Genomic DNA, 23595 nt, shown 5'->3' with positions numbered 1-23595 from the left:
TAATCTCACTGAGAGGTTAAGCTTTTTTTATTTTTCAGAAATGGAACCTATCAACCTGTAAATATAGCTCGCCTTTGCCGATAAATAAACTAGTTTTATAGATGACAATTGAATATGAAAGAGGAGAAGGTATGAAAAAGAGATTTTTTGCATCTATGTCATTGTCCGCCGCTGCCCTTGTCTTTTTTACGATAGCAAGCTCTGCTCAAGCAGCCTATATCGACAACTCGATTTATAAGATTGAGCCGGCTCAGAAATTTGCATCCGAGAGCGAGGCATCACAAGCCGTAAGTAAGCTGAAAAAGGACACCGGCTGGCAGGCTTTTTACAAAGCTTCCGGAAGCAGTTCCGCAGCCTACCAAATCTCAGCTTCTGGAATAAACAGCGAAACCGCCGCTAAATCTGCGCTGGGGCAGCTCACAAAACAGACAGGCATCACAGGCACATACAGCCCGGCAGGCAGCAAACAGCCGTATGTCACCATCACTTCGGGCGCAATAGCTGGCGAACAGCCGGCAAACAGCTTGCTGGCCAAGCTGAAAAAAGAAACAGGAATAACAGGAGCAGTAAAGGCAACAGGAGTAAAACAAAACTATATAAATGTCGTTACTTCAGAAATAGAAGGCGAAGCAAAGGTCAAAGGTATTGCCCAAGGACTTGCGAAAGAGACGGGCGTCAAAAGCACATACCGGCCAGTTAAAAATGAAATATCCTTGACACGAATCCAATCTGGCATCATTCAAGGAGACGGCAAAGCAGCGCAAATGAAATCCGCGTTCCAAAAAGAGACCGGTCTGACGGCTTCATTAAAAGAAACATCAAAAGGCGAGATTTATTATACCTTGACCACAGCTGATCTCTCTGGAGAAAGCAATGCGAAAAATCTTGTTAAGCAGCTTGAACATAGTACGGGGATCAAAGGAAGCTACAAGGCGATCAGCCAGAAAAAAACCGTTTCCGCCTATAACGTTCAATCAGGCTACTTTAAAGGGCTGAGCACAGTGAAAAACGCGATCAGTCAAATTAAGAAAAACACGGGAGTAAGCGGAACCTATCAAAAAGTTGGAAAAAGCACGTCGTATACCGTGAATATGAAAGGCATCTCAAAACAAGAATTACAAAAAGTTCAGGCATTCTTTAAGAAAAAAAAGTGGCGCTATACCTCTGCATCAGCCAAAACAACAACGTCAGCTACAGTCTATCAAATTACGACTGCACCGGTTTTAGGCGAGCAGCTTGCCAATAAAGGCACTGCCTTCTTCACACAGAAAAAAGTAAAAACAAGCAGAAAATCAACCGGGAAGAAAACTGAAAACCAATACCGGCTTGTATCGGAAGAAACATCTGATCAAGGGAAAATCACCAAGGGGCTGAGCTTTTTAAAGAAAAACAATCTCAGCGCCACAACACAAATCATCAAAAAACAAACGAACAGTCAATTCAAAATAACGACAGAGTCTTTACTTGATACAACGAAAATCAATCAGACATTGGCTTATTTTAAAGGGAAAAGCATCCCCGCGAGCAGCCAAAAAACGGGAAAAACCACAAACAGCCAATACCAAATCACTACGGCTGAATTGCTCAATCAACAAGACATTGATCGCGTGCTCGCCTTTTTCAAACAAAACAAAGCATCCGGTTCAAAAACACCAACGGGTAAGACAGCTTATACGCAGTATAAAATTGTCACTGCGCAACTCAGCGACAAAACGACATTGAATAAAGGGCTGAATTATTTTAAGACAAACAAGATCTCAGCAAGCTATACGAGCAAAAGCAATCCGCTTTACGAGATCAGCATTACTCAACAATTCACAGGAAATGACACTGCCTCTGCGGCAGCCGCAAAATTGAAGAAATTGTACGGCTGGACATCTTCCATTGTGAAAATCAAAAACGGCCCGCAAATCATGAAAACAAATTACAACGTCTCGCTTCGTGATATGGTACAAAAACAAATGACGGTAAGCCCACAAACAGACGGAGCCGCATACGTGTCACTCGCCTATATCAACACAGCCGCCCAAACGGTCACGGCAGATGTATTAAATATCCGATCAACACCGGCGGTCAGTCCGACCAATGTGATCGGCCAATTCACAAAAGGCGATAGAGTCAAAATCATCAGCCAGGCAAACGGCTGGGCTAAAATCAACATGAATTGGAGAAACGCAAGCAGTGACGAAGTAGAGCAATACGTTAATCCCGACAACTTCTCATTAGACAGCAAATACTATTTTCAGTTCTTAAAGCTGTCGCAAACAGCCGGACTGACAGCGTCAGAGGTTAACCAAAAGGTGCTTTACAACAAAGGGATCCTTGCGGGGAAAGGCCAGTCCTTCATAGACGCAGCCAACAAATACGGCATTAATGAGCTTTACCTGATTTCACACGCTCTTCTGGAAACAGGCAATGGTACATCTAACCTGGCAACAGGAACAACCTATAACGGAAAAACCGTGTACAACATGTACGGAATCGGCGCCTATGACAGCAACCCGTTATACTACGGAGCGAAATATGCCTACGAACAAGGCTGGTTTACACCGCAGGCAGCGATCATAGGAGGTGCAAAATTCATAGGCTCATCCTATATTCACAACACAGCCTACCAGCAGGACACCCTCTATAAAATGAGATGGTCGCCGACTGCTTCTCACCAATACGCCACCGATATCGGCTGGGCCTACAAACAGGTGAACCGCATGTACAGCCTGTATACATTGCTGGATGGTTATACGCTTTATTATGATGTTCCGGTTTATAAGTAAGGATAAAGGCGGCTGAAGCTTTTAATGCTTCAGCCTCTTATTTTTTTAAAAATCTTCCACTGCCATTTCGTCCCGCCGCATTCACTTCTTCTGGACTTTCCAACGTACTTAAGCACTGGCGGCAATAAAAAACACTTGCTCTCGAAACTGAATTTTCCAGTTTCAAGAGCAAGTGTTATTACTTATTACCTCATATTTTTCTCAATAAAGTGCAAGAGATTATAGCTTGAAGACCCTTTAGAGTAGAGATTCCATTTCTGCGAAAATCGTTTTATTTGTTCTGTATCAGCAGAAGGATCAGCTATTTCTTCGAGCAGCGAGCCGCTGTTCATACAGGCTTTTCCGGGAATAACAGCTTTATAATCGTCAATTAACCCCCGTTTTTCATCATATTCTTTTAAGTCATATGTAAAAAACAGCATAGGTTTATTTAGAAAAGCATATTCAAAAGGTACTGAAGAATAATCAGTAATTAAAATATCCGAAGCAATAAATAAATCCTTAAGACGGAAATCAGACACATCTTTCACATACTCGCCGTCTGATAGTACGGTTATTTTATTACGTAAAGCGGGATGAAGTTTCACAAACAGGATATAATCGCCATTTAATTCATTTATCAGCTCTTCTTTTGTAAAGGGGAGGCGCAGTGAATGCATATCGTAATCTCTAAACGTCGGTGCATACAGAATGATTTTTTTATTTGAAAAACTTCTGAGGTGTTCCGCCTGTGTCTTTTCAGTTGTCTGATAGTACTTATCTGTTAAAGGCACACCGATTTTTAATAACTGATGATCTTTTACGCCAAAAGAATTTTTGAATATCCTGCCCATCTCTTCTGATCCTACAGTTACATAATCGAATGATCTGTAAACCTTTTTAAATCTTTTGATATCCTGTTTGGACCTCTGTTTATTAGTGACATCCTCTAAACCGAACTTTTTCAAAGATCCGTTTGCATGCCACACCTGTATACATTTTGTTTGCGGGCGATTGTTCAGCGCGCTTGTCAGTAAAAAGTAATTGTCCGCGATGACATATTTGCTTCTGAACATGAGGTAAACCGCCTTTATAAGGTGCAAAGGATTTTTTTCATTTAAGAAAAAAGCGTCCGCTTGAGGAGAGGCTTTTGCCACAGAGGACGCCTGTTTTGTGTACAGGATGTTTAAAGAAAAAGAGTAGCAGGCGTTTTCATACTCTTTTAAAATCGCCTTTCCGTTCGCTTCAAATGATATAAGCAATGTCACACTATTTTTTGGTTTAATCCAACGTAGAAAAAAAGCGGCTGCTGATAAATAAATAGAATAGCAAACCGCTAATAAGGATCGTATTTTCATTTTATATCAAATCTCTTTACATTTAATTTTGTTCAGTTAGAGCTGTTTAGTATGATCTTTTTCGGGCTTAGGATAATACGTTTTTTGCCCTTTTTCTTCACGTAAAACAGCAAAAGCGTACTTGGGAATACTAAGCATTCTTTTCCAGCGCCAAGGATTTGTAACCAACCGGTAAAGCCATTCCATATTCAACCGGATCATCCAGGAAGGAGCCCGTTTGACTGTTCCGCTAAACACATCAAAGCTTCCTCCGAGACCAATCGCAATCGCTTGTGGAAACAAGTGCTGATAATTATGGATAAACTCCTCCTGATGCGGGTATCCTAAAGCTACAAATACCATATCAGGTTTGCTTTTAGCGATTTGTCTTGCTACTTTGCCCCGGTCTTTCGCGTAACCGTCTGAGTATCCGACAACTTGTGCATTAGAATATTCATTGGAAATCTTTTTTACAACCTCAGCCATAACATCTTTTTTAGCTCCGTACAAAAAGATGCGTTTTTTCTTTCTGTCAGCAATACTCAGAAGCGCTTTAAACACATCATAACCGGCAATCCGAGATTGAAGTCTGTTGTTTGTCAGGCGGGACATCATGACAACTCCAATTCCGTCGGGCAGAATAAAATTTGAAGAAGACAACACATTGTAGTAATCCTCGTCTTTTATTGCCGCGTAGCCAATTTCAGGATTAACAGTGGAAATAACCGCACCAACCCGCTGATCAATATAATGTTTTTCAAGATAACCAATAAAGCCTGTTAAGTCACTGTTGACATAAGGAATATGATAAATTGTTTCAGTTTGCATCCGGATTCCTCCTTTCCCCTCAGTAATTGCTTGTATATAAAAAAAGTCTGACAAGACCTAAAAAAATAAAATAATCTACCGTATATTTTAACACACATCCCAAACAAACACTTAACAATATCTTTACATTAAATTTAAATATGTGACCATTTTTACAATTAAATAAATGTATCGAAGCAGACACTAGGCGTCACGCGTGATTTGATCTAACTTACATATTTTGGATGTCTTTTCTCCGTATGAGGACTTAACCTTTCATAGGCGTTGTGCTATAATTAGAGATCAGTGAAGGCATATAAAAAATATGTCGATTATTAGGAATTGCACAGGACAGAGCCGTAAGCTTTTTGAATTCAATCGCTAACGATGGTAGTGATTTTAATAGGGTTTAAAATCAGGAAGGGGAGTTTCTTTAAATGAAGAAAGTCATCACTTATGGAACTTTTGATTTATTGCATTGGGGTCATATTAAGTTGCTCGAACGCGCAAAACAGCTGGGTGATTATTTAGTCGTTGCCATCTCAACTGACGAATTCAATTTACAAAAGCAGAAAAAGGCTTACCACAGCTATGAGCATCGCAAATTAATATTAGAAACCATCCGGTATGTCGATGAAGTGATTCCAGAAAAAAGCTGGGATCAAAAAAAGACCGATGTAGCCGATCATAATATTGATGTCTTTGTTATGGGGGATGATTGGGAAGGTAAATTTGACTTCCTTAAAGATCAGTGCGAAGTTATTTATCTTCCGCGGACTGAAGGTATCTCCACTACAAAGATTAAAGAGGAAATTGCTGGTATATAATTTAGGATTTTGATATCATTGGCTTAATATTTTAAAAAAGTACTTCTTATTTAGAAATAAGAAGTACTTTTTGATGCTTAAATCGGTTTAAGCACAGGTGCTTCCCGGGTATGATATTCATTTCAATGATTACCTATTCTAAATGCCGAAAGGGAGTAAGAAATTGTCATTACATGTGGTGAATGAACCTACTAATATAAAAAAAGAAATTCCTGACATGACGTATTATTTTATCTCCGGAGGTCTGCCGAACAATTACGGCGGTCTTACAAAGTCTTTGTTATTGCGTTCGAAGCTGTTTGGAGAAGAAAGTAAAAAGAAAACATCTTTTATGACGTTTCGATTTGATGTGGAGATGCCCAATAAAATAAGCGAATTATATAAAAATGGCAAAGTTGATCAAGAATACACCAGTATTATCAATTTATTTGATGATTTCTTAAGCAAAAAAACAAAAGCCAAGCGATTATATGATGAAAAACTTGAGTTGGAACAAATAAAAAAACAAGCAGTCATGGGTAAAATAGCGAAAACGGTTTCCAAATTATTTGGACGGCTAAAAAATAAGCTTGTGATTACCTGTTATGCAGACGGACAGACGATCCGATATGTTGACTATATGAATGATGCCAAACAAGTCATAAAAAGAGAAGAATACAAAAAAAATGGCGTTCTGGCTCTTGTTACTTATTATGATGTGCAAATTAATAAAATGTACCTGCAGGAATTTATTAATGAGAAGAATGAAGTATATCTGGACAAGCACTATGTATGGAACAGCGAGAAGAAAGACATTCAATTTACTCATTTTACTTGGTATTCAGAAGAAGGCGAAAGAACAATCAAAGACGAAGCGGAACTGCGTCAGTATTGGATAGAATATCTTCAGAATGAAAATGATAAACCGAAGCTATTTCTTGTGGACAGCAGACCGCAGGATAAACATGTTTTTAAAGTGAAAAAAGCGCCGTCTTCTTATTATGCTGCCATCATTCACAACAAACACTACGGAGATACCAAATATCAAATCAAAGGCCGTTACAAAGAAGTATTCAGCCAAATGTACAATTTGGACGCCATCTTTTTTATCACTGAAGAGCAAATTGAAGATTTCAATTTAATAGCGGGAGAACAAGAGACATTTTTCTTTACTCCGCATACAATTGATAAACCGCTTGACCCGGGTGTATTAAGCGTGCCAAGTGAAAAATATAAGGCTGTTATCATTTCAAGACTGGCAGCGATGAAAAATCTCACACATGCTGTAAAAGCGTTTAGTTTAGTCGTAAAGGAGATACCGGAAGCTACACTGGATATATACGGATCGGGAGAAGATTACGAAAAAATCAAAAAAGAAATAGCAGATCATAATCTGCAGAAAAACGTTTATTTGAAAGGGTACACAAACAATCCTGATCACGAATTTCAGAAAGCTTGGCTTACTATATCAACCTCTCATTTTGAGGGATTCGGTCTTTCAAATATGGAGGCGCTCAGCAATGGGTGTCCTGTTGTAACTTACGATTATGACTATGGAGCAAGAAGTCTTGTAACCGATGGTGTAAACGGATATGTAATCGAGCAGTATAATGTTGAAAAACTGGCCGAAGGTATCATCTCTTTAATGAAAGACGAATCGACACATCGACAGTTTTCAGAACAAGCATTCAAAATGGCAGAGAAATATTCAAGACCAAATTATATGAAAAATTGGTCATACGCTCTTAACCGGATGATTGAAGTGCGTAAAGAAAAAGTGCTTCTTGCTAAAAAAGTTGGACAAAAGGCATTGCCAATCACACTATGCAATGAATCCGAACATCAAACCAAAATTGAAATTTCGTCAATTCACAATGAGGCAGGAGAACAGGTGAGTTTGATTGGACTTGACCGAAAGAACAAAGCTGAAATTATATCAATTCCAGTTCATAATACCAATCAGTTCATTATTACGAACCAAGATGTACAGTATGAGAAAATAGCTGCGAATAAAACTCAGGTAATTGATTTTTATGTTCGTTTTATGACAAAAGGTAAAATTAAAAGCATGCGAAGACTTTCCAGTGAACAGGCAGAGCTTGCAAAAAACGTTTTATTCATGGATAGTGGTTATAAGGTAGAACCTTATACAACGGTAAAAGGAAATTTCTCTTGGAAATTGACGGAACCAGACGAAGAGTAAGGAACATTAGGTTTGCGCCATTGTAGCGAATTGCGGCGTAAGCCTTTTATATAAGGAAGCGGTCAAGCGAAAGAGCTTTTATACAGAGGAGCAGACAATAGTAATGAGTGAAAATACTGTGGTTAAATGTATTTTGAAAAGCTTAAAAAACAGTTTGGGTAATATAGAACTTGCAATTTCGGTAGATGCTGAACAAGAACTATTAGAAAGTGAAAAGCTTTATTTGAAATTAAGAGAAAGACGGTCAGGAATAGAAGACATAATCTCACTTCAAAAGGCGGATGCATTTGAATATAATGTTGTAATTGATGTTCATGCGTTTCCATTGCCTCTTGAAATGGGACAAACTTATGATTTCTATGTTGTAGTTGGTGAACAAGCTGAAGAAGAGGAACAGCAGCCTAAGGAAGTTCGCCTTTCCGCTGAAGTTGATGCAATAGAGAGGGCCTATCATATTGATCAAACGACTGAGCTACTCATATTGCCTTATACAACAGATAAGGGCAATTTTTCTGTCAAAGTAAAAAGAGAAGCGAAAATTATCAAGTTTGATCAAATTCAGCTGAACTCGGAAGAAATCAGTTTAAAAGGTTATGCCGGTTACCTTAGTTCTGAAAACCAATATCAAGTGAAAGACATGAATCTGATTATCAAAAAGGGCGGAGAAACACCGATTGAGGAAAAGTTCCCGTTGCAGCTTGAAAAAAAAGCGGAAGGGCTTGACCGGATGAGGGAAGACGGTTTTATTCCGCAAGTTTTTCATTTTCAAGTGAATATCCCTTTAAAAGATATACCATTCTCATCCGATAAACGTTTTGTCTACCGACTGTTCTTGGAGTTTGTCTGTGCAGATGAGAATAATACAGATATTGTCTTTAACAGTACTGCGTTGGTTCTCGGAGACAGAAAAAACAAGCTTAAAGGCTTAGTCAGTGTTGTGAAAACTGAAAATGGCCTGATACGTTATGAAGTTTTTAAAAAGAAAAAGAAACAGACAGTATGTATAAGGGTTAATGACTATAGTTTAAACACCAGAATCAAATACTTTTTAAAAGGAAAGAAAAAGCAATTTGTATCAAAGGTGAAGAAATTAAAAAAGGTCAGAAATTCGTTTGTTACTAAAACTTATAAAACACTGTTTACTATGGCGAGCAGAATGCCGGTCAAAAGCAAAACCATTATCTTTGAAAGCTTCAACGGGAAACAATACAGCTGTAACCCCAGAGCGATTTATGAGTATATGCGGGAAAACCATCCTGAATATAAATTGTACTGGAGTGTAAATAAACAATATACAGCGCCTTTTGATGAAAAGAAAATCCCTTATATCAACAGGCTTTCGATAAAATGGCTTTTCGCAATGGCCAGAGCTGAGTACTGGATTGTCAACAGCCGTCTCCCATTGTGGATTCCGAAGCCAAACCATACAACCTATGTGCAGACATGGCATGGGACACCATTAAAAAGACTGGCAATGGATATGGAAGAAGTTCATATGCCGGGGACAAATACGAAAAAATATAAAAGAAACTTTATCAAAGAGGCATCTAATTGGGATTATTTGATATCTCCGAATGCATACTCGTCAGAAATATTTGCACGGGCATTTCAATTTGATAAAACTATGATCGAATCAGGATATCCGAGAAATGATTTTCTTCATAATGATAATAATGAGGAAACCATATCTGCGATTAAAAACAGACTTGATATTCCGGAAGACAAAAAAGTCATTCTTTATGCTCCAACTTGGAGAGACGATCAGTTTTATGCAAAAGGCCGTTACAAATTTGACCTTGATTTGGACCTGCATCAGCTCAGAGAAGAGCTTGGTGAAGAATATATCGTTATTTTAAGAATGCACTATCTTGTAGCAGAGAATTTTGACTTAGGTCCTTTTGAAGGATTTGCCTTCGATTTCTCCGCTCACGAGGACATTCGGGAATTGTATATGATCTCTGATTTGCTGATCACGGATTACTCTTCCGTATTCTTTGACTTTGCAAACTTAAAACGTCCTATGCTTTTCTTTGTTCCTGATATTGAAACATATCGCGATAAATTAAGGGGCTTCTATTTTGACTTTGAAAAGGATGCGCCGGGACCATTAGTGAAGACGACAGACGAAACCATTGAAGCAATCAAACAAATTTCATCTCCAAATTACCAGCTGCCAGTTTCATTTGAACCTTTTTATAATAAATTCTGTTATTTAGAGACAGGACGTTCATCTGAGAAGGTTGTGAAAACTGTTTTTGGGACAAAGTAAGATTTTCAGTTCATGAACTCTATGTCAAAACCCCTTCATTACGCTCGTATTGGAGGGGGATTAATTTAAGAAACAAAAGCTCGTATATGTTACACTTATAAGCTGTCGAGGCCTCGGCAGCTTTTTGAACCTTACTGAGAAGTGAAAAAAAACTCATTATCTGTTACAATTATCAGCGGTGCTTTCGATTTTCTTAAACAGAAAGATCCCAAAATCAACTAAGTCTAAGGAAGATAAAAAATGAATGCTTTAGTTAAAATACTGAAAGAGCAAATAACGTCATTTCCTTTAATTTTGCGTTTGGCGGCTTACGAAACGAAATCTAAATATCAAATGAATTATTTAGGTGTGCTGTGGCAGTTTTTAAATCCACTCATTCAAATGTTGGCCTATTGGTTTGTTTTTGGATTAGGGATACGAAAAGGCGGTGCAATGGCCACAGGAGCTGGGGAAGTTCCTTTTATTGTCTGGATGCTTGCAGGCCTGATACCTTGGTTTTTTATCAGTCCGACCATATTAGACGGCTCGAATAGTGTCTTTAAACGGATCAAGATGGTGGCCAAGATGAATTTCCCAATCAGTTCCTTGCCTTCAGTTGCTATCGCGGCTAACATGGTCAGTTATTTTATCATGACGGCTATTTACGTCATTGTATTGTTGGCATGCGGTATTTATCCGGGCCTTCATTGGTTACAATATATTTATTATTTTATTTGTATGATTGCATTTTTATTTGCATTCAGTTTATTTAATTCGACAATCAGCGTATTGATCAGGGATTATCAGTTTTTACTTCAGGCTGTGACAAGACTTTTGTTTTTCCTGCTGCCGATATTCTGGGATATATCCGACAAACTTGGGACAAACCATCCTGAATTATTGCCGATTGTTAAACTGAATCCACTTTTCTATATAATTGACGGATTTCGAAACAGCTTTTTGGATGGCCAATGGTTCTTCCAAGATGTAAAATACATGTTGTATTTCTGGCTGTTTACATTACTTTTATTAACTGTAGGCTCAATCCTGCATATGAAATTCAGAGACAAGTTTGTTGACTTTCTTTAATACGTAAGGAGATTGTACGATGAAACTAAAAGTTTCGTTTCGAAATGTTTCAAAGCAGTATCACTTGTATGAAAAACAATCGGACAAGATCAAAGGATTGTTTTTTCCGAATAAGGATAATGGTTTTTTTGCTGTGCGGAATGTCTCCTTTGATGTGTATGAAGGAGAGACGATCGGCTTTGTTGGCATAAATGGGTCAGGAAAATCAACGATGTCGAACCTGCTGGCTAAAATCATCCCGCCGTCAAGCGGTGAAATTGAAATGAACGGCCAGCCGTCGCTTATTGCAATTTCAGCCGGTTTAAATAATGCATTGACGGGCCGCGACAATATCAGACTTAAGTGTTTAATGATGGGGTTAAACAATAAAGAGATCGACCACATGTACGATAGTATTGTTGAATTTGCTGATATTGGAGATTTCATTAGTCAGCCGGTAAAAAATTATTCAAGCGGAATGAAATCCCGTCTCGGTTTTGCGATATCCGTTCATATGGACCCTGATATTTTAATTATTGATGAAGCATTGTCAGTGGGAGATCAGACGTTCTATCAGAAATGTGTGGATCGAATCACTGAATTTAAAAATCAGGGAAAGACTATCTTTTTCGTCAGTCATTCCATTGGTCAGATTGAAAAAATGTGTGATCGTGTTGCCTGGATGCACTACGGTGAGTTAAGAATGTTTGACGATACAAAGACAGTTGTAAAAGAATATAAAGCTTTTATTGACTGGTTTAATAAGCTTTCGAAAAAAGAGAAAGACAAATATAAAAAAGAGCAAATTACGGAGCGAAAGAAAGCTGCTCCTGAACAGCAGGAATTAGTCCCTATTGAGAAGAAGAAAAAGAAAAAATCACTGGCTAACACTATTCAAATTACAATTTTGTCGGTGTTGCTAGTATGTGCAGCTCTAACCATGTTTGTAAACACTCCGCTTCGGACACTTGCAACCTTCGGGGCGATTCCGCAGAATGAAGTGAAAAAGGATCAAACCGATGTCAAAGGCCAGTCAAAAGAGAGCCTCAAAAAGGTAAATAAACAAGGCTTTATTCTAAAAGATAAGACGGCTGTGTATAAAGATCAACAGATGAAAGAAAAAGAATCAGTTACACTTTCTTTAGGCACTGAGGTTACAGTCATTTCTAAAAGTAAACAAGCAGCAAAAATAAAATTCAAAAATCACACTTATTTTATAGACAAAAGCACGGTTGCAACAGAAGTGAAGTGATGAAAAGGATGTTCCGTATGGAGCAGCCTTCAGCCCGTAGCTGAAGGTAAATGTAAAAAAAGCTATTGGATGTTATTCCAATAGCTTTTTTATCACTTTATTTTTCACCTTTATTCATTAATTGTTCCATAAACGGAATCAACTGGCTGCGAAGTTCCTTATCTTGCATCGCAAACTCAAGAGTGGTTTGGATAAAGCCGAGTTTTTCACCAACGTCGTAACGCTTTCCTTCAAAATCGTAAGCAAACACGCGCTGGATCTCATTCAGTTTTTGAATCGCATCTGTCAGCTGGATTTCTCCGCCTGCGCCGACTTGCTGCTCTTCTAAGTACATAAAGATTTCAGGTGTGAACACATAGCGTCCCAAGATTGCAAGGTTGGAAGGCGCTGTGCCTGGTGCAGGTTTTTCAACAAAGTTTTTAACCTGGTAGCGGCGCCCTTCACTTGTCAGCGGATCAATAATACCGTAACGGTGTGTATCCTCTTCTGGTACTTGCTGTACGCCGATAATAGAAGAAAGAGTTCTGTCGTATTCATCCATCAGCTGGCGTAATCCCGGTGTTTCTGCCTGAACGATATCATCCCCGAGCAAAACGGCAAACGGCTCGTCCCCGATAAAGTTACGGGCGCACCAAACAGCATGTCCAAGACCCTTAGGCTCTTTTTGGCGGATGTAATGAATATCTGCCAGGTTAGAAGCTTTTTTGACTTTTTCAAGCAGTTCAATTTTCCCTTTTTCTTCAAGGTTTCTTTCAAGTTCAGGTGAAAAATCAAAGTGGTCTTCAATCGCTCTTTTACTTTTTCCGGTTACGATGATAATGTCTTCAATACCGGCTTCTACCGCTTCTTCAATAATGTATTGGATGGTTGGTTTGTCGACAATCGGAAGCATTTCTTTCGGCATTGCTTTTGTGGCAGGCAGGAATCTTGTTCCAAGCCCTGCAGCAGGGATAATGGCTTTACGTACTTTTTTCAATGGTGTAGCACCTTCCTTTATGTAAATAATATGATCATCAAATCTTCGAATGGCTATACGAAGATTTCTAGCTATTAAGGCTACCTCGTATATACCCGTTTTTTGTATAGTTAACACATTCAATCATATAAGAAAAACCAGTTTTAAACAAGTTTTTACCTAAGCTTATAAATTAAATCTATTTTAACTGCAGAAGAGTTTAGTGTAGAATGAGACCATATAGGAAGACGAATGATTCAGTGCAAAACAGTATGCAAGAAAACAGGTGAAGAAAATGAAAAAGCTAAAAATTATGACAGTCTTCGGAACGCGCCCGGAAGCAATAAAAATGGCGCCGCTTGTTCTCGAATTAAGGAAATATCAAGAGATAGAATCCTATGTGACAGTAACAGCCCAGCACAGACAAATGCTGGATCAGGTGCTTGAAGCTTTTCACATCAAACCTGATTATGATTTGAATATTATGAAGGAGCGGCAGACGCTGTCAGAAATTACGTCTAATGCGCTCTTGAAATTGGACAAGCTATTTAATGAAATCAAGCCTGATATTGTGCTTGTGCATGGCGATACAACCACGACCTTTGCCGGGAGCCTTGCAGCATTTTATCATCAGATTACCGTCGGGCATGTAGAGGCGGGGCTGCGAACAGGCAATAAATATTCTCCATTTCCTGAGGAATTGAACCGTCAGCTGACAGGGTCTATCGCTGATCTGCACTTTGCGCCTACCGATCAGGCGATGCAAAATCTGCTGCGGGAAAATAAAAATCCAGAGACCATTTTTGTTACCGGAAATACGGCGATTGACGCTCTGAATACGACTGTGCGTGAAGGCTATTCACACTCCGTTCTCGACCGATTAGGTGAAGACAAAATGATTCTGCTGACTGCTCACCGCCGAGAGAACTTAGGCCAGCCGATGGAAAATATGTTTAAGGCGATCAGCCGTATTGTAGAGGAATTTCATGATGTTCAAGTCGTTTACCCGGTTCATCTGAATCCAGCTGTTCGGGAAGCGGCTGCGAAGCACTTCGGAGATTTAGACAGAGTGCATTTGATAGAACCATTGGAGGTCATCGATTTTCATAACTTTGCATCAAAAGCACACTTCATTTTAACAGATTCCGGCGGAGTTCAGGAGGAAGCGCCGTCGCTTGGCAAGCCGGTACTTGTGCTTCGTGATACGACTGAACGTCCTGAAGGGGTAAAAGCGGGTACGCTGAAACTGGCGGGTACAGATGAGGAGACAATCTATCACCTGGCGAAACAACTGTTAACTGACAGTCAGGAATATGAGAGAATGTCCCAGGCCTCGAATCCTTACGGTGACGGCCAGGCATCCCGCCGAATTGCGGAGAAACTGCTGTATCACTATGGTTATCGGGATGAACAGCCTGATTCATTTACAGAGTTATAAAAAAAGAAGCTTTGCATGTAATCATGCAAAGCTTCTTTTTTTGTTCTAGCTGTCTAAACCAAGACTGTCTTTTAGTTCTGTTGTAATACTGGATAGCGCGTTTTCGTTTATTTTATAATAGTAGACACCATTAATTTTAGTGCCCTCACCCTTCAGGTCATGCTGTGTGACATTTGTCCGGGCATCCTTGTAGCCTGATTGGATATCCCACATATCATCAAATGTTAAGTTCGTCTTTACGTTGTTCTCCACAACCTTAAACATATTGCCAAACTTCGTTACTGAAGAAATATTTGCCCCTTTATTGATAATCCCTTCAATCACTTGGCGCTGCCGGTCTTGACGGCCAAAGTCCCCTTTTGGGTCCTCTTTTCTCATTCGTGAGTAAGCGAGTGCTTCATTGCCGTTTAGAGATATTTTTCCAGTGCCGAAGGAATATCCGTCATAACTGAAGGCCAGTTTACTGTTCACTGTGATGCCTCCAAGCGTGTCTACCACGTCTTTAAAGCTTTCCATATTCACTTTAATAAAATAATCGACAGGGACATTCAAGAAGTTTTCAACAGTATCAACAGTCATTTGAGTACCGCCGAATGCGTATGAATGGTTGATTTTGTCCATTGTGCCTTTGCCGATGATTTCGGTATATGTATCACGCGGAATACTGACCATATCCGTGGTCTTTGTTTTCGGGTTAACTGTCATATAAATCAGCGTGTCGGCCCGTCCTTTATCGTTCTCGCGTTCATCCACACCCATAATTAAAACGGAGAACGGATCGTTTTTGTTTATATCTATTTCTGAATCCCGTTTTTTGGATTTGTTGATATCCTCATGAATACTGGACACCGTAGATGCTGCTTTATGCCATAAATAATAAGCGTAGCTGCCTGTTCCTAGAATGAAAATCCCAATGATCGTCAATATGACCATTAATATGGTCTTTTTCTTTTTTCTCCGTTCATTTCTCATCCATTTGCACCCCATCTGTTCAGTTAATTTGATTATAGAATTAGTTTTCCAATAAATACAACTCTTTTTTTGAGAAGAATTTACATCTACATATAGTCGAAGAGGACAAAAAAAAGTTTCGCAGTAATCTTAATTTTTCTTTAAAATATTTTAATATATGACGATAAAAAATATGAGGTGAAGAAAAATGAAGAAAATAATAGGATTTATGTTCGTAATACTGCTTCTTGCAGGCTGCGGAGTCGATAAAAACGCAAGCGAAGGTGAGGATGCAGAGAATATTGAAACAAAAGAAGGAGTTTACGTAGGCCAAGCGGATACTCACACGATTGAAATCACAGTAGATAACGAACCTGTAAGTCTGGATATCACTGATGATTCTGCAAGTGATATTGAGAATCTGAAAGATGGCGAAAAAGTAACAGTAAAGTATCAAGAAACGGAAAAAGGGCAACTTCTGCTAAAAGACATCGAACCTACAAATTAAGACTGTTTAAAAAAAGGAGGAACCCGCAATTTTGAAATGTTGTAAACAACTGATTTGCTGTTCTCTCGCTGTGTTGTTACTGTGCATTCCAGCTGTTTCTTTTGCAGCGGATTCAGAGATTTCAGTGAAACTGACTAATTATATAGGAAATAAATCGAGCATTACCCTTTCACCGACGGGATCATATAAAGTCACGGGAGATAACGTGTCTGTAACAGACCGTTTTGCAGGGGCGTCACGATATGAAACAGCTACTCTTGCTGCCAGCAGCCAGTGGTCTAACCCTAATACGGTTATTATCATCAATCGTGATGTATTTATTGATGCTCTTCCTGTTATTCCTTTGGCAAAAAAACTAGATGCCCCAGTGCTATTTACACAGCCTGACACTCTAACTAAAACGACGGAAAAACAGCTGGCTAAATTTGCGCCAGACAACATTTTAGTTATTGGCGGGGCAAAGAGTATTTCGAAAGATGTAGAGAACAAACTTAAAAATTACGGTGCCGTTAAAAGAATAAGCGGAAAAAATCGCTACGTCTTATCTCAGAATATTGCTAAACAGATGGGTAATTATGATAAAGCCATTGTGGTTACCGGAAATGTATTTCAAGACGCTTTGGCCATTGCTCCTTATGCGGCGGCAAATGGCTATCCTATATTGCTGACTGAAAAAGATAAACTGCCAGACTATGATTTGCCAAAACAAGTATTGATTATCGGCAGCTCATTCAGTGTAAGTGATAATGTAGAAAATCAAATTAAAAAAACTTCAACTGTACAGAGGATACCTGGGTCTACCAGATATGAACTAACTGCAAATATTATTAATCAATTAAAGTTGAAGGCTGATAAAGTCGTAATGACGAACGGAACAAAGTATGCTGACGTTTTGGTAGGCGCGTCGCTGGCCGCAAAGAAAAACAGCCAAATTTTATATATCAAACAAGATGCTGTTCCGGCAGCTGCAAAAACAATTACAAAAGAAAAGGCTACATATGCATACGACTTTATCGGAAGCACAAGTTCAATTTCTGCTAATGTCGAAAATACACTTGCTGATGAGTTTTATTTAGCTGGCGGAACCAATTACAACTTAAATATCAGCAATGGGAAATTGAATCTGGAAAATATCAAACCGTACGGCAATTCCCTAAGGATCAAACCGGAAACATACTCAACATCCAATAGAATAAGCCTTAATGGAAAAGAGTATCTTGGAACGGTCAATTTTTCTATTGAATCAAGCAAATATATTAGACCGGTAAATGAAAATATTCCGTTTGAGGACTATTTAAAAGGCGTTGTTCCGAATGAAATGCCTGCCAGCTGGTCGCTTGAAGCTTTAAAGGCGCAATCGGTGGCTGCAAGAACATACTCCATCACAAAGGCCGGAAGTACTGTGGCAGATACAACTGCTTTTCAGGTATATGGAGGTTACAGCTGGAATGCGAATTCAACTAAAGCTGTAGAGCAGACAAAGGGCAAAGTGCTTAAATATAATGGTTCTCTTATTACAGCCGCTTATTCATCTAGTAACGGAGGATATACAGAAGCCAGTAACGAAGTTTGGGCCTCAAGCGTACCTTACCTGATTGCGAAAAAAGATACGAAAGACCCGCAATCAACATGGACGTTAACGCTATCTAAACAGCAGCTTGACACCAATTCACTTGATTTAAATAAACCTGCTTCTTGGTGGTCTTCAACAAATGAAACCAATTCTGCTCAGCTTGCGGGAATCAAGAATTGGATTATGAAAAACAAAGAAACAAGTGCAGCTTCTTTAAAAATTAAAAGTATAGAAGATTTGAGTTTTAGCGGAACGACACAAGGGCAGCGCGCAAAAACCGCATCTCTAAAAGTGAATTATATCGTCAAGAACAGCACGGGTTCCTATGATTCAAATAAAAGCACAACCATTACGGTTCCGGTAACTGAACTGAGGACAATGATTGGCGCATCTGCTTTTAAAAGCACTTATGTCACTGTGAAGAAAGATACGTCTAAATATACAATCAGCGGCAAGGGCTATGGGCACGGAATTGGAATGAGTCAATACGGAGCAAAAGCACGCGCAGAATCTGGAGATTCATACAGTACAATTTTGAAATTTTATTATCCCGGCACAACTCTGACAAATTACTAGTCAAAGCTTCTGTCATAAAAGGCCATTTAAGGAGGAAATACAATTGCGTTCTTATTTCAAAGTCCTAGCCATGTGTTTTTTGGGACTCGTTTTGTTTATACCATCAGCATTGGCCGATAATACGGTCAAAAGAGTCGGTGGAAGCAATAGGTACGGTACTGCCGTTCAAATTTCTAAGCAGATGTATTCGACAGCCAGTACAGCGGTGATAGTGGGAGGAGCTTCTTATGCTGATGCCATCTCAGCCGCGCCGCTTGCATATCAAAAGAATGCACCGCTTCTTTATACAAATACTAAAAATCTATCATCCGAAACAAAAACTCGGTTAAAAGAGTTAAAGACAACCAATGTAATTATTGTGGGCGGTACGCCAGCCGTTTCCTCTAATACTGCTAATCAAATTAAAAGCATGGGAATCAGTATTAAACGAATAGCAGGAAGCAACCGCTATGATACAGCGGCAAAAGTAGCGAAAGAAATGAAATCTGCATCAAAAGCCGTTATTGTAAATGGTTTTTTATATGCTGACGCACTCGCGATTATTCCTTATGCAGCAAAAAACGGCTATCCAATCCTTTTTACAAACAAAACGTCAATCAATAGTGCGACAACGGGAGCTATTAAATCTAAAGGAATAACCAGTTCTGTCGTTGCGGGAGGTACAGGAAGCATCAACAACACGGTGTATAAAAAACTTCCGTCCCCGACAAGAATTAGCGGCTCAAACAGGTACGAGCTAGCAGCTAATATTGTTCAAAAGCTTAATTTATCAACAAGCAATGTTTATGTGAGCAATGGGTTCAGTTACCCTGATTCAATTGCCGGAGCTACATTGGCAGCGAAGAAAAAACAATCTCTTATTCTGACAAATGGTGAAAATTTATCTGCCGGTGCACGCAAAGTAATCGGAAATAAAAACATGACAAGCTTTACAGTTATCGGAAACACACCTGCTGTCAGTTCAAAAGTTGCTAATCAGTTAAAAAATCCTGTAGTAGGTAAAACAATCTTTATCGACCCTGGACACGGAGACCAAGATTCAGGAGCAATCGGAAACGGCCTTTTAGAGAAAGATGTGAACCTTGATATTGCGAAAAGAATCAATTCAAAGTTAAATGCCTCCGGCGCTCTTCCTGTAATGTCCAGATCTAATGATACTTTTTATTCTTTACAGGAAAGAGTAAATAAAGGAGCCTCTGCTAATGCGGATTTATTCATCAGCATTCATGCAAATGCAAATGATAATTCATCTGCAAATGGAAGCGAGACCTATTATGATTCAACATATCAAGCAACAAACAGCAAACGTTTAGCTGAACAGATTCAGCCGAACATCGCCAGCAGACTAGGAACTAAAAACCGCGGGGTCAAGACAGCGGGTTTCTACGTCATCAAATATTCAAAGATGCCAAGTGTCCTAGTTGAAACTGCTTTTATCACAAACAAAGCGGACGCAAGTAAACTGAAGCAGGCCGTATATAAAGATAAGGCTGCCCAAGCGGTACATGACGGAACGGTTTCCTATTATAGATAAAAAGAAAAAGAGACACATCTGAAAACAGATGTGTCTCTTTTTTTCGGAAAAAAACAAATTCAAGCACTCGTAAAATATGCTGAATCCAATAAAAGTTTTCAGAAAACAAAAGTAATTCACACTTCTTAACATACCCTTTACAACCAGTTTACATCCGTCTGCTAAACTGACTGGCATAGGTCATCATAAACATCCCCAACAAATCGTGAGGTGTGTGTCAGTGGGTGCAGAGAAAAGCATGGATGTGAGTTACGAGTTTTTAAAGCAGCAAGGGAGTATTGGTGCTTTATCGGGAAAAACGGCTCGTTATTTGGCTGTTAAGCGCGTGATGGATGTGTTGTTTGCGCTGGTTGGGTTAGTGGCAGCACTGCCGATGATAGCTGTGTTTTCTATATTAATCAGTCTGGAGACGCCGGGCCCTGCGATTTATACACAGGAGCGCGTAGGAAAAGGCGGGAAATCTTTCAAACTTTATAAGCTTCGTTCTATGAAAATAGATGCTGAGAAGTCGGGTGCGATGTGGGCGCAGAAACAAGATCCCCGTGTGACAAGGGTCGGGGCCTTTATAAGAAGAACGCGGATTGATGAACTGCCTCAGCTGTTCAATGTGCTTCGCGGCGAGATGAGTATGATCGGTCCGCGTCCCGAACGCCCTGTGTTTACGAAAAAATTCCAAGAGGAAATCCCGGGATTTACGCAGAGGCTGGCGGTTAAGCCGGGTTTAAGCGGATGGGCTCAGGTAAATGGGGGTTACGAAATGACACCGAAGGAAAAGCTGATATTTGACTTATATTATATCCGCAACCTGACCTTTACGCTGGAATTGAAGATTATGTTAAAAACTTGTAAAGTGGTTTGCACAGGTGATGGCGCAAGATAATGGCCTGAATGTGTCATCAAGCTGATGCTTAAAAAAGAAGTAGGGAAAACAATGCCAAGTATTACAAACCAGATTTTGAGCGGCGCAAAATGGACAAGTTTATCAACAGCATTCATCACGATTATTCAAATCGTTCAGTTTGCCTTGCTCGGAAACATGATGACCTTAACAGAATTCGGGCTTGTCGGAATGATCACAACGGTTGCTGTTTTTGCCCAAATCGTGCTTGATATGGGGTTTGGCGCCGCGCTGATTCAAAAAGATGATGCCACAAAGCGTCAGATGTCCACCTTGTATTGGCTCAATATCATGACCGGCCTTTTGCTGTTTGTGATTCTTTACTTATGCAGCCCCGTGATTGCGGAATTTTATCAGCGGGAGGAACTCACCTTCCTGATTAGAATTTTGGCGATTATGTTTGTGATTGCTCCGGTCGGACAGCAATATCAGTATATGCTTCAAAAACATCTGCAATTTAATACGTTAAGCAAAATAGAGATTGTTTCAAATGTGGCGGCTTTTGGTTATTTAGCGATATCAGTTTTTATGATGGATGCGATACTCGCCTATGTCATTTCACAAGTCATTTTGCAGTCTTGCAAAGGAATCTTATTCTGGGCTGTATATCGAAAAAAGTGGCGTCCTTCCCTTGTTTTTGATCTGCGGGGAATGGGAGATTTCTTTTCATTTGGAGCATTTCAGCTATCATCAAGGCTTGTGAACCGTTTGGGTTCCAATATTGACATGATTTTAATCGGGCGTTTTATCGGAGCGGAGGCGCTGGGAATTTATAATCTAGCTTATCAAATCGTGACAATGCCTGTGTTAAAAATTAACCCGATTATAACGAGAGTGGCTTTTCCTGTGTTTGCAAAAAACAAACATGAAAACAGCGTGATCAGAGAAGGCTTTCTCAATATGACAAAGATGCTGGCACTTGTCTCATTTCCGCTGCTTATCGGCCTTGTGTCCGTATCAGACGCATTTATTGCAACAGTTTTCGGAGACAAATGGCTTGTCGCGGTTCCCGTTCTGAACGTCCTTGCCATTGTCGGCGTCCTGCGCGTGCTGATGAATCCGAATGGGTCTGTGCTTCTTGCGAAAGGAAGAGCGGATTTGACGTTTTATTGGGACTTCGGGGTTATGCTGCTGTACGGAGTTTCGCTGTATGCGGCAGTGCAGACAGGTAATCTGCTGACGGTGGCTTGGGTCTATGCATTTATCAGCGTCTTGAATTTTATGATCGGCCGCTGGCTTTTGTCATATGTCATCAAATTACAGCTGGCTGCCTATTTTCAAGCCGTGTCTAAGCCCCTCCTCATTACGGCTGCAATGGCGGCCATCGCATTTGGCGCAAGCTACGGGGGAGGGCGATTCAGCCTGAATGCTGAGCTGCGGCTGGCGATTTCTGTCGGCGCAGGCGCCCTGTGCTATCTGTTTCTTTTAATAAAAGCGTATCCGCAAATGAAAAGCAAATTACGAAAAGGGCGTTTGTCATGAAAATATTATGGATTACAAGCGTTTATCCGAGCGCTCAAAAACCGGGTGAGGGTGTTTTTCATGAAACTCAGGCACAAGAGCTTTATAAGCTTGGGATTGACATTACCGTCATATGCCCAAGGCCTTTTCACCCGGCACCGGTGCGTATGCTGAAAAAAGCATACCGTAAAAAGGATGCAAGACCGGAATATGAAATACGAAAAGGGATTCCGGTATATCGGCCGTTGTATCAAGCGCTGCCGGGCCAGTTAAAATGGGCGCAGCCGCACAGAAGAATTGCAGCTTCCGTCTTGCGCACCATCAGAAAAAACCGCTTAAATGCCGAACTGATACACGCGCACTTTGCGATGCCATCAGGCGGAACAGCGGCTATTGTCTCACAGGCGCTGGGAATTCCCTATATGCTGACCTTGCATGGCAGTGATGTCAATATCTACCCGCATTACAGCAAGGGAGCGTACAAAGCTTTCCGGACTGCGGTGCAATCTGCGGCAGATGTCCTTGCCGTAAGCCCCAAGCTGCAAGAGCAGACAAGAAAGCTGACAGGGGTAAACAGCACCGTCCTGCCAATCGGCATACAGCTCGGCAGGTTCCAAGAAAACGAAATGCCAAAGCATGAAATCAGAAAAAAACTGGGGCTGCCGCAGGATCGAAAGTTGCTCGTCTATATTGGCAGGCTTGTCAAAGAGAAGGGCGTATTCGAGTTGGCGGAAGCAACCGATTCACTGGATGAGCGATTTACCGCCGTTTTTGTAGGTGACGGACCGGCCAAATCAATGCTTGAGCACAAGGACAAAATCATCCTAACAGGCCAAGTGCCGAATCAAAAGGTAAAGGAATATCTTCTTGCGGCTGATATGTTTGTGCTTCCTTCCTACAGTGAGGGAATGCCGACTGTTGTCATCGAAGCGCTCTCGCTTCAAGTTCCGGTCATCTGCACGGATGTAGGCGGAGCAGGTTCCTTATTCGGAGATCACAGGCATTTACTGATTGAGCCGAAATCATCACTTGCTTTATCGAATGCGATTGTCTCTTATGCAGATCAAGATGGTTGGAAGCCGGATGTCTCAGCTGACTTATATCAAACCATCCGCACTGAATATGACGCGAGTAAGAATGCAATGGCCTTGCGTGACCGTTACCAGGCAGTCATTCAAGCTCAGGAGGAACAGTTTAAAGCAGAGCGACAACGTCCAAGCTAAAGAG

16 protein-coding genes and 1 pseudogene are annotated in these 23595 nt (G+C 40.2%); 13 read left to right on the top strand and 4 right to left on the bottom strand.

From position 1 onward, the window contains the following. Positions 1 to 131: 131 nt before the first annotated feature. A complete protein-coding gene (locus tag AAHT65_RS03645; protein ID WP_343310994.1) occupies positions 132 to 2774 on the top strand; it encodes a glucosaminidase domain-containing protein in 2643 nt (880 codons plus the stop codon). Between the two features lie 185 nt (positions 2775 to 2959). Here the strand turns inward: AAHT65_RS03645 and AAHT65_RS03640 are convergent, their stop codons facing one another. Together AAHT65_RS03640 and AAHT65_RS03635 are read right to left on the bottom strand one after the other, a co-directional pair. Next, positions 2960 to 4111, bottom strand: a complete 1152-nt coding sequence (locus AAHT65_RS03640) for a CDP-glycerol glycerophosphotransferase family protein (RefSeq protein ID WP_343310993.1) — start codon at positions 4109 to 4111, stop codon at positions 2960 to 2962. A gap of 36 nt (positions 4112 to 4147) precedes the next feature. Then, positions 4148 to 4918, bottom strand: a complete 771-nt coding sequence (locus AAHT65_RS03635) for a WecB/TagA/CpsF family glycosyltransferase (RefSeq protein WP_088118087.1) — start codon at positions 4916 to 4918, stop codon at positions 4148 to 4150. Positions 4919 to 5334: 416 nt separating this feature from the next. Here AAHT65_RS03635 and tagD point away from each other — a divergent pair, with 416 nt between their 5' ends. From tagD to tagH, 5 genes and pseudogenes are all read left to right on the top strand, one after another. Then, on the top strand, positions 5335 to 5724 hold the full coding sequence (tagD, locus tag AAHT65_RS03630; RefSeq protein WP_088118086.1) for a glycerol-3-phosphate cytidylyltransferase: 390 nt from the start codon (positions 5335 to 5337) through the stop codon (positions 5722 to 5724). A gap of 163 nt (positions 5725 to 5887) precedes the next feature. Next, positions 5888 to 7906: an alpha-glucosyltransferase N-terminal domain-containing protein gene (locus tag AAHT65_RS03625; RefSeq protein WP_343310992.1), complete on the top strand. Its 2019-nt coding sequence runs from the start codon at positions 5888 to 5890 to the stop codon at positions 7904 to 7906. A 103-nt stretch (positions 7907 to 8009) separates the two neighbouring features. After that, positions 8010 to 10175: a CDP-glycerol glycerophosphotransferase family protein gene (locus AAHT65_RS03620; RefSeq protein ID WP_088118084.1), complete on the top strand. Its 2166-nt coding sequence runs from the start codon at positions 8010 to 8012 to the stop codon at positions 10173 to 10175. 240 nt (positions 10176 to 10415) lie between these two features. Then, positions 10416 to 11243: a teichoic acids export ABC transporter permease subunit TagG gene (gene tagG / locus AAHT65_RS03615; RefSeq protein ID WP_088118083.1), complete on the top strand. Its 828-nt coding sequence runs from the start codon at positions 10416 to 10418 to the stop codon at positions 11241 to 11243. A 19-nt stretch (positions 11244 to 11262) separates the two neighbouring features. Continuing rightward, positions 11263 to 12471 (top strand): annotated as a pseudogene (tagH, locus tag AAHT65_RS03610) (teichoic acids export ABC transporter ATP-binding subunit TagH); the annotation flags it as partial. Positions 12472 to 12571: 100 nt separating this feature from the next. Here tagH and galU read toward each other — a convergent pair. Continuing rightward, positions 12572 to 13450 (bottom strand): UTP--glucose-1-phosphate uridylyltransferase GalU, encoded by an 879-nt coding sequence (gene galU / locus AAHT65_RS03605; RefSeq protein ID WP_088118081.1) that lies wholly within the window; start codon positions 13448 to 13450, stop codon positions 12572 to 12574. A gap of 274 nt (positions 13451 to 13724) precedes the next feature. Here galU and wecB point away from each other — a divergent pair, with 274 nt between their 5' ends. After that, positions 13725 to 14867, top strand: coding sequence for a non-hydrolyzing UDP-N-acetylglucosamine 2-epimerase (gene wecB, locus AAHT65_RS03600; protein ID WP_315916041.1), 1143 nt, complete (start codon positions 13725 to 13727; stop codon positions 14865 to 14867). 45 nt (positions 14868 to 14912) lie between these two features. Here the strand turns inward: wecB and AAHT65_RS03595 are convergent, their stop codons facing one another. Beyond that, a complete protein-coding gene (locus tag AAHT65_RS03595; protein WP_343310991.1) occupies positions 14913 to 15839 on the bottom strand; it encodes a LytR family transcriptional regulator in 927 nt (308 codons plus the stop codon). Positions 15840 to 16026: 187 nt separating this feature from the next. Here AAHT65_RS03595 and AAHT65_RS03590 point away from each other — a divergent pair, with 187 nt between their 5' ends. The 6 genes from AAHT65_RS03590 to tuaC all read left to right on the top strand — a co-directional run bounded on the left by AAHT65_RS03590 (position 16027) and on the right by tuaC (position 23591). Beyond that, the gene (locus AAHT65_RS03590) at positions 16027 to 16326 is read left to right on the top strand and encodes a hypothetical protein (RefSeq protein ID WP_277713971.1); all 300 of its coding nucleotides are present in this window, start codon (positions 16027 to 16029) and stop codon (positions 16324 to 16326) included. A gap of 31 nt (positions 16327 to 16357) precedes the next feature. Further along, the gene (locus tag AAHT65_RS03585) at positions 16358 to 18475 is read left to right on the top strand and encodes a SpoIID/LytB domain-containing protein (protein WP_343310990.1); all 2118 of its coding nucleotides are present in this window, start codon (positions 16358 to 16360) and stop codon (positions 18473 to 18475) included. A 43-nt stretch (positions 18476 to 18518) separates the two neighbouring features. Further along, entirely contained in the window at positions 18519 to 20009 is a 1491-nt protein-coding gene (locus tag AAHT65_RS03580; RefSeq protein ID WP_106033799.1) for an N-acetylmuramoyl-L-alanine amidase, read from the top strand. A 220-nt stretch (positions 20010 to 20229) separates the two neighbouring features. After that, positions 20230 to 20889, top strand: coding sequence for a sugar transferase (locus AAHT65_RS03575; RefSeq protein WP_151290141.1), 660 nt, complete (start codon positions 20230 to 20232; stop codon positions 20887 to 20889). 51 nt (positions 20890 to 20940) lie between these two features. After that, a complete protein-coding gene (gene tuaB, locus AAHT65_RS03570) occupies positions 20941 to 22389 on the top strand; it encodes a teichuronic acid biosynthesis protein TuaB (RefSeq protein WP_343311501.1) in 1449 nt (482 codons plus the stop codon). Further along, entirely contained in the window at positions 22386 to 23591 is a 1206-nt protein-coding gene (gene tuaC / locus AAHT65_RS03565; RefSeq protein ID WP_258728225.1) for a teichuronic acid biosynthesis protein TuaC, read from the top strand. Before tuaB ends, tuaC begins: the two co-directional genes overlap by 4 nt. The last annotated feature ends 4 nt before the right edge of the window (positions 23592 to 23595 follow it).

Origin of the sequence: Bacillus atrophaeus, from assembly GCF_039519175.1 — a bacterium.
In the GTDB taxonomy this organism is placed as follows: domain Bacteria; phylum Bacillota; class Bacilli; order Bacillales; family Bacillaceae; genus Bacillus; species Bacillus atrophaeus.
This window is presented reverse-complemented; position numbering and strand designations above follow the sequence as displayed.

Bases quoted from the DNA above. Each gene is read 5' to 3' on its own strand.
- AAHT65_RS03635 (WP_088118087.1), bottom strand. From the start codon at position 4,918: ATGCAAACTGAAACAATTTATCATATTCCTTATGTCAACAGTGACTTA.
- AAHT65_RS03620 (WP_088118084.1), top strand. From the start codon at position 8,010: ATGAGTGAAAATACTGTGGTTAAATGTATTTTGAAAAGCTTAAAAAAC.
- tagG (WP_088118083.1), top strand. From the start codon at position 10,416: ATGAATGCTTTAGTTAAAATACTGAAAGAGCAAATAACGTCATTTCCT.
- AAHT65_RS03645 (WP_343310994.1), top strand. From the start codon at position 132: ATGAAAAAGAGATTTTTTGCATCTATGTCATTGTCCGCCGCTGCCCTT.
- tuaC (WP_258728225.1), top strand. From the start codon at position 22,386: ATGAAAATATTATGGATTACAAGCGTTTATCCGAGCGCTCAAAAACCG.
- AAHT65_RS03595 (WP_343310991.1), bottom strand. From the start codon at position 15,839: ATGAGAAATGAACGGAGAAAAAAGAAAAAGACCATATTAATGGTCATA.
- tuaB (WP_343311501.1), top strand. From the start codon at position 20,941: ATGCCAAGTATTACAAACCAGATTTTGAGCGGCGCAAAATGGACAAGT.
- tagD (WP_088118086.1), top strand. From the start codon at position 5,335: ATGAAGAAAGTCATCACTTATGGAACTTTTGATTTATTGCATTGGGGT.
- wecB (WP_315916041.1), top strand. From the start codon at position 13,725: ATGAAAAAGCTAAAAATTATGACAGTCTTCGGAACGCGCCCGGAAGCA.
- AAHT65_RS03590 (WP_277713971.1), top strand. From the start codon at position 16,027: ATGAAGAAAATAATAGGATTTATGTTCGTAATACTGCTTCTTGCAGGC.
- AAHT65_RS03640 (WP_343310993.1), bottom strand. From the start codon at position 4,111: ATGAAAATACGATCCTTATTAGCGGTTTGCTATTCTATTTATTTATCA.